The 13,066-nt window shown below is 47.8% G+C and carries 14 protein-coding genes; 7 read left to right on the plus strand and 7 right to left on the minus strand.

What is annotated here, in order from left to right:
* Positions 1-83 precede the first annotated feature (83 nt).
* Positions 84-1,421: a gluconate:H+ symporter gene (locus CK797_RS02125; protein WP_104688164.1), complete on the plus strand. Its 1,338-nt coding sequence runs from the start codon at positions 84-86 to the stop codon at positions 1,419-1,421.
* Between the two features lie 229 nt (positions 1,422-1,650).
* Here the strand turns inward: CK797_RS02125 and CK797_RS02130 are convergent, their stop codons facing one another.
* The gene (locus CK797_RS02130) at positions 1,651-2,703 is read right to left on the minus strand and encodes an LCP family protein (protein WP_104688165.1); all 1,053 of its coding nucleotides are present in this window, start codon (positions 2,701-2,703) and stop codon (positions 1,651-1,653) included.
* Positions 2,704-2,816: 113 nt separating this feature from the next.
* On the opposite strand from CK797_RS02130, the gene CK797_RS02135 reads away from it, so the two are divergent.
* Positions 2,817-3,665 carry a LysR family transcriptional regulator gene (locus tag CK797_RS02135; RefSeq protein ID WP_104688166.1) on the plus strand — a complete coding sequence of 283 codons (849 nt, stop codon included), beginning with the start codon at positions 2,817-2,819 and terminating at the stop codon, positions 3,663-3,665.
* 166 nt (positions 3,666-3,831) lie between these two features.
* On the opposite strand, the gene CK797_RS02140 is transcribed toward CK797_RS02135, so the two are convergent.
* Together CK797_RS02140 and CK797_RS02145 are read right to left on the minus strand one after the other, a co-directional pair.
* Positions 3,832-4,689: an NAD(P)H-binding protein gene (locus tag CK797_RS02140; protein WP_104688167.1), complete on the minus strand. Its 858-nt coding sequence runs from the start codon at positions 4,687-4,689 to the stop codon at positions 3,832-3,834.
* 5 nt (positions 4,690-4,694) lie between these two features.
* Positions 4,695-5,147, minus strand: coding sequence for an Rrf2 family transcriptional regulator (locus tag CK797_RS02145; RefSeq protein ID WP_104688168.1), 453 nt, complete (start codon positions 5,145-5,147; stop codon positions 4,695-4,697).
* A gap of 136 nt (positions 5,148-5,283) precedes the next feature.
* Here CK797_RS02145 and CK797_RS02150 point away from each other — a divergent pair, with 136 nt between their 5' ends.
* Genes CK797_RS02150 through CK797_RS02165 form a run of 4 tightly spaced genes read left to right on the plus strand, consistent with a single transcriptional unit; the run spans position 5,284 to position 8,269 of the window.
* A complete protein-coding gene (locus CK797_RS02150) occupies positions 5,284-6,183 on the plus strand; it encodes a glycine betaine ABC transporter substrate-binding protein (RefSeq protein WP_104688169.1) in 900 nt (299 codons plus the stop codon).
* Between the two features lie 59 nt (positions 6,184-6,242).
* Positions 6,243-6,893 carry an ABC transporter permease gene (locus CK797_RS02155; RefSeq protein ID WP_104688170.1) on the plus strand — a complete coding sequence of 217 codons (651 nt, stop codon included), beginning with the start codon at positions 6,243-6,245 and terminating at the stop codon, positions 6,891-6,893.
* Positions 6,868-7,638, plus strand: coding sequence for an ABC transporter ATP-binding protein (locus CK797_RS02160; protein ID WP_104688171.1), 771 nt, complete (start codon positions 6,868-6,870; stop codon positions 7,636-7,638). The genes CK797_RS02155 and CK797_RS02160 overlap by 26 nt, the downstream gene beginning before the upstream one ends.
* A complete protein-coding gene (locus tag CK797_RS02165; RefSeq protein WP_104688172.1) occupies positions 7,631-8,269 on the plus strand; it encodes an ABC transporter permease in 639 nt (212 codons plus the stop codon). Before CK797_RS02160 ends, CK797_RS02165 begins: the two co-directional genes overlap by 8 nt.
* Positions 8,270-8,320: 51 nt before the next feature.
* On the opposite strand, the gene CK797_RS02170 is transcribed toward CK797_RS02165, so the two are convergent.
* The 3 genes from CK797_RS02170 to CK797_RS02180 form a co-directional block, all read right to left on the minus strand.
* Positions 8,321-9,232, minus strand: coding sequence for a metal ABC transporter solute-binding protein (locus CK797_RS02170; RefSeq protein WP_104688173.1), 912 nt, complete (start codon positions 9,230-9,232; stop codon positions 8,321-8,323).
* A 300-nt stretch (positions 9,233-9,532) separates the two neighbouring features.
* Positions 9,533-10,399 (minus strand): NAD(P)-dependent oxidoreductase, encoded by an 867-nt coding sequence (locus CK797_RS02175; RefSeq protein ID WP_104688174.1) that lies wholly within the window; start codon positions 10,397-10,399, stop codon positions 9,533-9,535.
* 263 nt (positions 10,400-10,662) lie between these two features.
* Positions 10,663-11,655, minus strand: a complete 993-nt coding sequence (locus tag CK797_RS02180) for an asparaginase (protein WP_104688175.1) — start codon at positions 11,653-11,655, stop codon at positions 10,663-10,665.
* Positions 11,656-11,809: 154 nt separating this feature from the next.
* On the opposite strand from CK797_RS02180, the gene CK797_RS02185 reads away from it, so the two are divergent.
* The gene (locus CK797_RS02185) at positions 11,810-12,304 is read left to right on the plus strand and encodes a prolyl-tRNA synthetase associated domain-containing protein (protein WP_104688176.1); all 495 of its coding nucleotides are present in this window, start codon (positions 11,810-11,812) and stop codon (positions 12,302-12,304) included.
* A gap of 53 nt (positions 12,305-12,357) precedes the next feature.
* Here CK797_RS02185 and CK797_RS02190 read toward each other — a convergent pair whose 3' ends face one another.
* The gene (locus CK797_RS02190) at positions 12,358-12,915 is read right to left on the minus strand and encodes a PepSY domain-containing protein (protein ID WP_104688177.1); all 558 of its coding nucleotides are present in this window, start codon (positions 12,913-12,915) and stop codon (positions 12,358-12,360) included.
* Positions 12,916-13,066: the final 151 nt, after the last annotated feature.

The following is a 13,066-nucleotide window of genomic DNA, read 5'->3' on the forward strand; positions in this document are numbered from 1 at the left end:
TCAGGAACATTTAGTGACTGCGATATTGCTCATTTATTCACTATAATTAACACAAAGAATAATAGTGAAAGTGGGGAATTAAGATGTCGATCCTGATAATGCTATTGGGTGTGCTATTACTGTTTTTTCTAATCATCAAACTTAAGCTCAATACTTTTGTCTCTCTGTTACTCGTTTCGATATTTGTTGGTCTCCTCCTGGGGATTCCTTGGACTAAGGTGCCGACAGTGGTTGAACAGGGGATTGGAGACCAGGTTGGCCACCTCGCAATCATCTTTGGCTTGGGAGCGATGCTAGGTCAACTTATTTCAGATTCGGGAGCTGGCTTTCAAATTGCCAACACCTTTACGGCCAGGTTTGGTCGTAAATATATTGAATTGGCTGTTGTACTGACCTCGTTTATTATCGGCCTGGCGATGTTCTTTGAGGTGGGCCTGGTCATTTTACTACCGATCATCTACGCAATCGCCGTTGAACTTGATGTCGCCTTTCTATATCTAGCATTGCCAATGGCAGTTGCATTAAACGTGGCACATGCATTTTTGCCACCACATCCATCACCGGTTGCCGTGGCGGGAATCCTGCATGCACCGTTGGGTCAAGTTTTGTTGGTGGGTATCCTCTGCGCAATTCCGGTCGTCCTGATTGCCGGTCCGCTTTACAACCACTTCTTGATGAAGGTTTACCCGCAAGTTTATCGTAAGAATGTTCAAATTGCGGTGCTTGGTGACATTCATCAGCCCCACTCTAACAAAGATCTGCCTAGTTTTGGAATCAGCATCATCACGGCGACACTACCGCTAGTCTTAATCATTATTGCCACTATTGCCAAGTATATTTTGCCAGCGCATAGCCTTTTTTCAGCAATCATTCAATTTATTGGGAATCCAGACTTAGCGATGGTAATTTCATTGATTTTTGCCGTGATTGCTTTAGGTATTTACCGGGGAACGGCGATGAAGAAGATTGGTCAGTCAATGGAGAATGCCATTAAGCAGATTGCAATGATGCTGCTTATTATCGGTGGCGCCGGGGCATTTAAACAGGTGCTGGTTACCGGTGGGGTGGCCAATGACATCTCTGCATTATTCCTACACTCGAGTATCTCACCATTGGTAGCTGCATGGTTGATCCCGGCTCTCCTCCATTTCTGCCTCGGTTCAACAACGGTGGCCGCACTGACAGGTGCTGGTTTGGTCGCGCCGCTAACTGCTGGCACAACGGTTGACCCGGTTTTGATGGTGCTCGCCGTGGGGGCTGGTTCGACATTTGACGATCATGTTAATGGGGCTGGCTTCTGGATGGTCAAGGAGTACTTTGGCTTGAGTCTCAAGGAAGCCCTGGCCACTTGGTCGGTACTGACCTGCGTGACCTCTGTGATCGGACTCGGCGTTGTTCTTCTAGTTTCGCTGTTCGTCTAAACTTTTGTTAAGCTGTTCTATGATAATTAAACTATTAAAAATAAAAATTGGGAGCCATTATAAGAGTGGTTCCCAATTTTTTAGTATAGATCATGATATTCCTGGACGAATTCTGCAAAGTCGGGAAGAATAAAGGTGAGTTTATCCCGAACAGGAGATTTAATGGTTCTGAGAAAATAATAGAAAACAAAGAGCTGGCCCTCCGATGGGGGAGTCAGCTCTTTATTTGCTAATAACCACTGCCGGGAACGTTATAACGTGCTCCATTAGGAAGGGTAAAGTTAATCCGGTTATAGCCGTTCCAGGTAGTCTGCTGGTGATACATCATTGTTTCATTGTTATGGATAGGACCTACTGGTGAGCGGCCAAGCGCGCAATTAATATTGTTAGATACCCGTGTAATTTCTTTAGGTGTTGCAATTTGAAAATCAGTTCCGTCGATTTTGGCATCCTTACCTTGCAGGTGATCTTTGTGAACATGATTCATTGCGGTGTGGTAGTTTAGGTAAAGGGTGGTAACGTTATTAACGGGAAGGTTGGTTCGTACACCATCGGAAATTGCTTCCATGATCTGATTAGCATCGGCAAGGGACCCCTTTTTCTTAAAGGTCGTAATTGCCGATTCAATTACTTGCTGGCCTCGTTTTTGCCGGCCATAGTCATTATTAGGGTCATCATAACGCATTCGTGAGTACTTCAAAGCCTCGTCGCCGTTGAGGTGCTGGCGACCCTTCTTGAAATGGTGCCCCTCGTAGGTAAAGGCGAATGGATTATCGACCGTAACACCGCCTACCGCATTGACAACCTTCTTCAGCGTCCCCATGTTCAGCAGGGCATAGTAGTCGACGGGAACGTCGAGCAGTTCATGGACTTGATGTTGCGCCAGTTTGGCGCCACCGATTGCATAGGCAGCGTTGATCTTAACGTAATCGGCCCCGCGCTTAGTATTGACTTTAACTAAGGTATCACGAGGAATTGCCGTCATGGTGATCGCCTGACGCTTGGGGTTAACGGTTACCAGTTCCATTGTGTCAGTGTTACCAGCGTAACTGGTCCCCCGTCCCAGGGCCCCGACATCAGTTCCCATGATCAGGACGGTGAAGGGGCGTTTATTTTTTAATTGGGTAGGCAGTTTCTTACTACCCACTACCATCTTATTTGATGCCGTTTTTAAGGAGTGATATTCGTGAACTCCTACAATAACGACACCTAAAATAATTATTAATAGTAGCCATAGCCACCCCTTGCGAGAATGGTGACTGACTTGCTCTTCTTCACGCATATTATTGGCTCCTTTGTTAAATCCTAATAATATTTTAACGAGGGAGCGATATTAAATAAAATACTGATTTATGATAGCATGTATTAAAAAATTAGATATCTAGGGGCGATTAAATGAATATCAAACAACTTCGGGCGTTTCTGGTTGTGGCCCAGGAACGTCAAATCACGGCCGCAGCCAAGCGGCTCTATACCTCCCAACCGCCACTATCTTATCAGATGAAGCAATTGGAGAAGGAACTGGGCGTTAAGCTGTTTGTCCGCAGTGCCTACGGGATTCGATTGACTGAAGCCGGGAAGACCTTTCAGCACTATGCCCAGAAGATTGTTAGTCTTGAGCGTCAGGCTCATGATGAACTGAATCAGGAGGAAAACGGTGAGGCTGGACAGATCAACTTGGGATTGATCTCGTCAGCGGGTGAACTGATTCCCAATACCGCCATGCGGGTACTGACAGCGAATTATCCCCGGATTACCTTCAATATCATTGAGGGTAACACTTTTGACCTGCTAGACCAGCTCAACGATGACTTGCTTGACCTGGCAATCGTTCGAACACCGTTAAATATGCGGGGATTAGCTAAGAAGGTTTTGAATACGGACCGGATGGTGGCGGCCTATGATCCAGCTCGGATGAAACTCCCGGCTCAACTAAAGTTAGCTGATTTAGCTGGGCAGCCATTGATTCTCTACCGTCGTTTTGAGGGGATCTTTAACCGTGACTTTGCCCAGCAGGGAATAGCACCCTTTTATGCGGTCAAGTGTGATGATGCGCGAACAGCTATCCGGTGGGCTGATGGCGGGATGGGCGTGGCCCTGGTACCAGAATCGATTGCCCGCTGTGTTGCCCACCACACTATCGTCCCAGTTGACTATCCATCCTGGAATACCCATGTCCAGGTAATATGGAAGAAGAGTGGGACGGTGCGCCCAGTGATCAAGCGCCTGATTGAGCTGCTATAGAAAAATGCCTGCCAACGTGGACAGGCATTATATAAAGAGCACCAAAGATTCGCTTTTTTTAGTTGCTCAAGCCGGTTAGCTTAGTTATTACCGGGTTCAATTAAAGATGGGAACGATTTATTTTTATGACTTGACTATAACGTTAGTGGACAGTTTATTGTAACTATTAACGGTAGTTTTCTTTTAGAAAGCTCCTCATGTCTTGCGGTGCATGGCCAGTGATGTGGCGGAAGTCATCTGTGACCCTATTCATTAATCCCATTGCAGCTGCATGATACATTGAGGCTAGTTCATCCCCATCTCCCTCGGTCCGGTAGATATCAGCAAATTCCTGAAGAGAAATCGGGGCGTAACCGATCTGATGGTTGGTGGTCATAGTCATCAAGTGCGCTAGTTCTACCATGTTGTAGTTTTGCTCCATAGTCAGCAGGTAATTTTGTCCATGATTACGCAGGTAAGGCCTGACGGCGACATTGGCGATTGCCTCGGCACTGTCCTCTCGACTAATAAAGCTCATTGCCTGGTCACCGATTGGATAGATCACATTTTGCCGCTTAATCAGCTCGGGGAGGTAGGGAATCAGAGGATCGGCGTAAAGGGCGTTCTTGAGGACCGCATACTGAAGTCCAGAAGATGCTAGCCGGGCAGGTAAGTAGGCATAGTAGCCAGCCATCTGGAAGGGGTTATTGGCTTGATCAGCAATAAAGCTAACGTCCACCAGGTTTTTAACGCCAGCCCGTTTCATGGCGGTCAGGGAATTCTCAAATTCGTTGATTCGTTCCTGGACGTTGTAAGTCAAACTGGGGATATAGATAAGAACATCAACCCCTGTAAAGGCAGGAACCATCTGATCAACGTTTTGATAGTTAATTGTTGTGATTTCATAGCCCGCTTCCTTAAATCGGGCTGCCTTGGCTGGGGTGTGGACCCCGAGGCGAATGTTCTGCTTAGTAATCAGTTTGTTGAGCTGGGCTACTACCTTTTGGCCGAGATGGCCGGTAGCACCGGTAATCATGTATTTCATATTTATTATTCCTTCCTTTGTCGAGCGGCTTTTTGGGCTTGTTTAACCTGAATGTTATCGATGATGTCTTGGAGACTGGTTCGGGCCAGCTTGGCTTCGGCCGCAACCTCAGCTTGATGATAGACTTCACTTAAAGCTTCCTGAATGTTGCCGCCAACGATACATTGAGGGTTCGTCTTGCGATCAATCGTGAAGAGGTGGGCATCGTCTTCCACGGCGAGGTAGATGTCATACAGTGAGATTTCAACCGGGTCCTTGGTAAGGGTCGGCTCGGCGGCCCCGTGAACAGTATTGAGCAGGCCAGCCTTGCGTAATTGGCTCATCAGTCGCCGAACCACCACCGGAGAAGTTTCGATGCTGGAAGCAATGTTGTTACTGGTCAGAGGAAGTTTTCCTTGGTAGATGTTGATGAAAGCAAGAATATGGATACTGTCGCTGAAACGTGTTGCGGCTTTCATACTGATCACTCCTTTAATTTATATTGTAATTTGTAAAGTTACAAATTACAAGGGAGAAGTTAGTTGACAAATGATTATTTATAAACTACCATATGGCATAAATGAAACTTAAAAAGTTACAAAAAGGAGACGGAAGATGAGAGTTAAAAAGTTAATGGTGACGGCCCTATTTGCTACCGCAACCCTGCTAATTGGTGCAATTATGCCAGCAACAATCAGTGCCGCCAGCAACAAGCCAATTATTGTCGGTTCTAAGAGTGTCCCAGAGAGTAAGACGGTCAGTGAGATCTACGCCATCGCTCTTGAACACGCAGGTTACAAAGTGACTCGGAAGCAGAATATTTCTAATTCAGTTGTCTATAAGGCTGTTAAAACTGGTCAGGTAGACGTCTACCCCGAATACACGGGGACGATCGTGACGGCTTATCTGAAGAAAAATGGTCAGGGTAAGTCTGCGGCTCAGATGGCCAGCCTTGCCCAGAAGGGGGTGGCCAAAGACGGTCTGACAACCTTCAAGTATGCACCCGATGATAATCGACAGGGAATTGGCATTCGGACAAGTGTGGCCAAAAAGTATGGCATTAAGAACTTAAGTGATCTCCAGAAGAAGGCCGACAAGATTCGCTTTGCCTCCCAGGGTGAATTTGAGAAGCGCCCCGATGCCCTGCCACTGATGGATAAGACCTATGGTAAGTTCCACTTCAAGTCAATCAAGGATTACGATGCTAACCTCCTCTACAAAATCATGGAACAGGGGAAGGCCGATGCGGCGCCGGTCTCCACGACGGATGGTCAGCTGGCCACCAATAAGTTTCAATTGGTCAAGGACAACAAGAACATCTGGCCACCGTACAATCTGGTACCGTTAGCTAATAAGCAGGCTGTTAAGCGCTATCCAAAGATGGAGAAAACCTTGAACAAGGTTGACGCTAAGTTAACAACCAAGGCTGTGACCCAGCTGAATAAGCAGGTTGGGGTCGATGGGCAAAACTACCGGACCGTTGCCCAGAACTGGTATAATAAAAATATGAAATAAGCGTTACTGGGCTGTGATAATAATTTAATCACAGCTTTCTTTATATTAGGAGGCAGCCTTTGTTAGCACAGATTATTCATTATTTTCAGACTGACAGTGGCCAATACTGGCAGTATGTCGGTCAACATATCCTACTAAGCGCCAGTACCCTGGCAATTGCGATGGTGATTGCTTTGCCGCTGGGCTATTTGGGGTCGCGGATTAAGGTGGTCGCCAGCTTTTGCACCGCCTTTGCCCAGGTGTTGCGGATTATTCCTAGCTTGGCCCTGCTCTTCTTGTTGATTCCGTTCATCGGGACAGGGGTGGTGCCGGCCCTGATCGCCCTGGTCGTTCTAGCCCTGCCACCGTTAATGATTAATACCATTCTTGGCTTTAACGAGGTCAGCCCCACCTATAAGGAGGTTGGCTTGGCGCTCGGGATGAACCAGCGCCAATTGCGGCGGCAGATCGAAATCCCCTTAGCGATGCCTTATATCTTAAACGGGATCAAACTGGCCTTGGTCGAAATTATCGCTAGTGCGACCCTGGCGACCTATATCGGTGCTGGGGGCCTGGGTACGTTAATCTTTACCGGCTTGGGTTTGTACGATATGTCCTACGTCGTGATTGGTGGAATCAGTGTAGCCTTTCTTTCGCTGTTGTCGATGCTTGGCTTTGACGTTTTGATTAGGAGGATCCAGAAAAATGACCAAGACGAGTATTCAATTTAAACATGTCCAGAAGAGTTTTGGGAATAACCTGGTCATTCCGGACCTCTCTTTTACCGTTAAGACAGGAGAATTCGTTACTATTCTCGGTTCCTCTGGGAGTGGGAAGACGACCGTCCTCAAGATGATCAATGGCCTGCTCAAACCCAGCGCTGGCGAGATTCTGATTGGTGGCGAGCGGTTGGGCGACCAGGACCTGGTGAACCTCCGTCGTCATATCGGCTACGTAGTCCAACAGATTGGCCTTTTTCCTCACATGACGATTGCCGAGAACATCGGAGTAGTACCTAGGATGCTTAATTGGTCTCAAGAGAGGGTTGTTTCACGTGTAACAGAACTGCTTAAACTAGTCCAGCTTGATCCGACTAGCTTTGCGGACCGCTATCCCAGCCAGCTATCAGGTGGTCAGCAGCAACGGGTTGGTGTGGCCCGGGCGCTTGCGACCAACCCGCCATACGTCCTCTTTGATGAGCCGTTTGGTGCCTTGGATGCCTTGACTCGACTGGAACTGCAGCGTGAGGTCAAACGGATCCACGACAGTCTAGGGGACAAGACCTTTCTCTTTGTGACCCACGATATCAATGAGGCCCTCTTTCTTGGCCAGCGGGTAATGGTGATGCATAAAGGGCAGGTTGAACAGTTTGCTACGCCTCAGGAAATCGTTGCTCACCCGGCGACAGCCTTCGTTAGGAAATTGCTGGGTACTGTTCAGCAGAACCAGGAGCTATGGGGGCGAGAACATGATTGAATATTGGCAGATGAATTCTAGCGAGATGTTACAAGAGGCGGTTCAGCACGCTCAGATGGTACTGCTGTCTTTGGTTATCGCCGTGCTGGCGGCGATGGCAATCGTGCTTATTTTCCTGCGTCGGCAGAACTGGCTGAATGGTCTGGTCTACTTTTTCTCCCTCCTGTATTCGATTCCAAGCTTTGCTTTCTTTGCTCTTCTTCTACCGGTTTCGGGCTTGGGCATGCGGACGGCAGTGATCGTCTTGACGGTCTACTGTGAGTATATCCTGTTACGGTCCTTTATCACCGGGATCCGGGGTGTTGATCCCAGCCTGATTGAGGTAGCTCATGGGATGGGTATGACTCAGTGGCAAACTTTTTATAAGGTACAGCTGCCCTTGGCCCTGCCGGCAATCTTCAGCGGGATCCAGGTGGCGTTAGCATCAACAATGGCAATGGCAACGATTGCTGCAACAATCAACGCCGGTGGCCTTGGCCAGCTGCTTTTTGACGGCCTACAAAACCAGCAGGTAATCCCAATTCTCTGGGGGACTCTGCTGACGATGGCATTAACCCTGGGTTGTGCTGGGCTGATTTGGTTGTTTCAGTGGGCAGTGACTCACCGCTGGCTAAAAATGGTGAAAAGCTAAAATTTAGACAAACAAACGCGGTCCCTTTCACGGCACCGCGTTTGTTTTTAGCTAGTTTTGTGCTGTTTGTTGAATCTTAGCGAGCGCTCTGTACTGGTTAGTCATCCACTGGGTATACGTCTTACCCTTGGGCTTGGTTTCAGTAACATTGAGTACTGGGACATTATTCTGGTGGGCCAACTTGACGAGGTTCTTGACAACACTGTCACTGGCCTGGGAGTTATTGACGAAGAAGGCAATCTGATGGTTCTTGATGGCCTGTTGAATTTCGTTGATATCCTTAGGGGAGGGGTCGCTACCGTCCTCGATTGCTTTTTCAAAATGCTTATCCATCACCTGGTAGCCGAGGTTGCTGAGGGCATAATCAAAAACGGGTTCGCTGACTGCTACCTGGTTGTTAGCGGGATTAACCTGCCGTTTTACCTTAGCAATCTCGCGGTCAAGGGGTTTTAGGGAAGCCAGGTAACGGTGGGCATTCTTCTGGTAATCAGCTTTGTGCTGGGGGTCAATCTTACCAAACTGGGTGGCAAGATCCGTTGCCAGTTTCTTGACGGTTGCGGGCTGGTACCAGATATGTTCGTTATCGCCATCCTTTTTACCAACGAGGTGGCTGACATTGACTACCCGGGCTTTACTATTGCCACTTGACTTAATGAGTTTATTCATCCAGCTATCGTAGCCAACGCCATTTTCAATGATAATGTTGGCGCGACCGAGCTCCTGGGCCTGTTTGGTTCCTGGTTGGTAATCATGTGGATCAACAGATGGGTTGTTTATAAATGAGGTCACCTTTCCATGATTGCCAGCAACCTGCTGGGCAACCTCTCCATAGAAATTCATACCAGTAACGACCTGAATGGGTTTCTGCTGGTGATTGAGATTCTTCCACGGGATCATGGCGATTGCTATGATGACGATGAGACCAGCAATAAGACTGGTGATACCGATGGTAAATTTTTTCATGATGGTAAAGCTCCATTATATTAATCGTAATAATTACTATTTAGAAATCGATTAATATATTACCTGCCCAAAGAGGAAAAGGCAAGTCTTAAATTAAAAAAATGGTCGAGCGAGTTAGAAACCTGAGCAATTGAGGTTAATGGTGTGAGCTATTGATAAAGATAGGATGGGGTGCTTGGCTCGTTTCAAGTTAAATAAAACGACTCTCCAACATAGATAAAAATGCAATAACTGTAGTACACAAAGAGACCTTCAGCGTTTGAAAAATACGAACGCTGGAGGTCTTAATCAGATTTAAATTTAGTGCCACCAGAGCTTGATCAGAGCCTGGGTGCCGTCGTTACCAAGTCCTTGATCATCGATAAGTTTTTCATAGAGCTGCTTGGCCTGATTGGTAGCCGGAAGGTTGAGCTTCATTGCATCTGCCTCATCCAAGGCGATACGGAGATCTTTCAGAAAGTGCTTAGCGAAGAAACCAGGGGTATAGTCATCCCTAAGGATCCGCGGGCCATAGGAGCCAAGGCTGAAGTTCTCCGCGGCCCCGCCTTGTAAGGTCGTGATGACCTGCTTCAGGTCAAGGTGGGCGGCCTTGGCGTAGACTAGGGCTTCGGTCAGGCCAGTCATTGTGCCGGCGATCATAATCTGATTGGCCATCTTGGCATGCTGACCGCTACCGGCAGGGCCATAATAGCTGACCGTCTTGCTGAACTGGTCAAAGAGAGGTCGCAGTTGGTCGAGATCGGTAGCGTTCCCGCCAACCATCACTGTCAACTTTCCGTTTTTAGCACCAATGTCACCGCCGGAAACTGGGGCGTCAAGGACGTGAATGCCGCGATTGGTCCCAGTGGCACTGATCCGTTGGGCGAGGGATGGTTTACTGGTAGTCATGTCGACTAGGTATTGGCCGGCTGTGGCGTTGACAAGGATACCGTCATCACCGAAATAGACCTCTTCAACATCTTGGGGGAAACCAACCATTGTGAAGATAACATCGGTCTGCTGAGTAACCGCCGCTGGGGACGCAGCCCATTGGGCACCGTTGTCACAGACTGCCTGAGCATGGGCCCTAGTTCGGTTGTAGACCACGACCGGGTTGCCGTGCTGCAGAAGATTATTGATGATCCCGGTTCCCATGACACCAGTACCGATAAAACCAATTTTAGTCATAACACATCGCTCCTTTGCTTCCATTATAGCGGGAATCCCGTGGTAGCGATAAAGGGTCCTTATGGTATAAGCAACGGTAAATTCGGGAAAGAAAGCAAGATTTGTGAAACGCTTTTTCAAAAACCAACGGCTAGTGGGAGGCGTGGCCTTGCTGGTCTGTGCGGTCGTGTTAACAATCTTGTTGGGTCTGGAAGGGTACAAGAATCATCAATGAGAATAGTGGCTCCTAGCTACCAGGGTGGTAGTTAGGAGCCATTTTTACATTAATCGAGGGTAACTTCACCTGCTATGTCGGTTGCAAAAAACTTGGCAATGGCTTGAACATCCATTCCTTGACCCAGGCCCCACATCAACTTAGTAATTGCGCTCTCTGACGTCATATCGTGGGCACTGATCGCTCCCTCTACCAAAGCCTGGCGTCCAACCTCGTACTTGGTTAGGTCACTACGTTCGTATAGACACTGACTGGTGGCGATAACTGGGATTCCCTGTTTGATCAGCTCACCGACTGCAGCGGCGATGTTGCGGCGAATATAGGTCATACCGCCGAGCCCATAGGCTTCAATGACGATGCCGTGGCAGTTGTGCTTGGCCAGGGCCCTAAGCAGGCGGGGGTCAAACCCGGGAAAGAGCTTGAACAGGAAGACGTTAGTATCGATTTTGGTATTCAACACGCATTGCTCATTAGTCCGCGGGCGCTTTGTCTGAATGGTAAAACCGTCGGAGGTCACTGCGGCCACAGGAGGGACATTGACACTTTCGAAGGCATCAAAGGCGGTCGTCCGTACCTTGACGCATCGGCAGCCACGCATGATCTTGCGGTTGAAGGCCAGATAAACACTGGGCTGGAGACTGGCTGCCGCTGTGAAGGCCAGCTGGAGATTGTCAGGGGCATCACTCAAGAGCACGTTCATTGGTACCTGACTCCCGGTGAAAACAACAGGAATGTTGAGATGCTGGAGCATGAAGGTCATCATTGAGGCGGTGTAGGCCATCGTATCTGTTCCATGTGAAACAACAATACCATCGTAGTCATTTCGGTTGCGGTAGATGGTTTCAGCGATGACCTTCCATTCCTCGGGTTGAATATTTGAGGAGTCCAGCTGGAGGATATCTTTGACGGTGACGTCGTAGGGGAGATTGCCAAGAGATTGGACGAGTTGCTTGCCGCTTTCACCGGGGACAAGGCCCTGCTCAGAAACCACGGAGGCAATCGTTCCCCCGGTGGAGAGCAATAAAATTTTCTTTTGTGCCATATATAATCACCCGTTTTTGATAAATATTTTAAGTGGCGGGCTGGCTAAAGGCAAGCACTGCACCGTAAATTTTGCTTTGGTGTGTTGTCAATGGCTGTGCTAACCCCTTACAATTAATGTAAGCGATTAACCATATATAAAAGGAGTGATTAAGATGCCAATGGGAACGTATCAGCAGGTTAAGGACGAACTAAAGAAACTGGGGATCGATGATTATGACGTAGTCGATCATCCCGCGGCCCACACCACCGAGGAGGCCGACAAATACATTGCCGGTCGTGAGGGGGTTCGAACCAAGACAATGTTTCTAAAGGGAAAGAAAAAGAAGTTCTATATGGTCATCATGGATGACAAAAAGCGGATGGATTTCCACGAGTTTCAGGACCTAACTGGGGCCAAGCGGGTCTCAATGGCTCAACCCGAGGACTTGGCAAAACAACTGGGTCTGGCACCGGGGATCGTCTCTCCGTTTGGTCTAATGAATAACACCGACCATAACGTTCAGGTTTATTTCGATCAGGACATTGTTGATGAGTCAATTCAGACCTTCCATCCAAACGAGAACACTCACACAATCTTCATTAAGACATCAGACCTATTTAAGTTTCTGAAAGCGGAAGGCTATGAACCAGTAATTATTGACCTGTAAGTAAAAAATCACTCCTTCAGCCATCTGGCTGGGGGAGTGATTTTGCTACTTGTTTAGTGATCAACTTCACTGCTGATGATGTCTTGATTGAGGGCGTTGATCTTGACCTCAGTGGTCTGATTGCTGTCGACCACTTCAACCTCCCAGGTCTGCTTGCCTTCGTCGTTCTCCAGGGTCCACTTTTGCCCTTGTCCTTGCTTGGCTTCCTTCTCTGCCAGTTTGGTAGCTGTCTTCCGGCTAATGGTCTTGTTCAGGTCCAAGGCTGAGTTGGCGTCATCCTTGTCGAGTTTGCTGGAGTGACTCCAGGTGATTTTCCCAGTCTTAGCGTTAATTGCGGCGGTGTGTTCCTGGTTTTTATCAAATCCGTCGATCTGGTACTGATAGCGATTGCCCTTTGGCTCTAGAGTGATCTCTGAGATTTTGGCGTTCTTGAACTCTTTTTGGAACTTCTTAACTGCTTGTTTCTGGCTAATCTTGATATCCTGAGTTTTAGCTTGAGCGGCGTTGACGGTTGGACTCGTGGCTAGACTAATCCCACCGAGAGCACTGGTGGTTAAGGTGGCTACAGCCATTAAGTGCACAATGCGGGATTTCAATGAGTGTTGTTTCATTATATGCAAACCTCCTATAGATTGTCTGAACTGCTTTAATGTAATTATACCAGGTTTATAACAGATTTAATGCAGTAGAGTAGTTAACAATAGTATAAGAAAAATAGCACCCATTTAATAAACATATATATTTATTAAATGGGTAAAATGC

It is taken from the genome of Limosilactobacillus pontis (genome assembly GCF_002940945.1).
GTDB lineage: Bacteria > Bacillota > Bacilli > Lactobacillales > Lactobacillaceae > Limosilactobacillus > Limosilactobacillus pontis_A.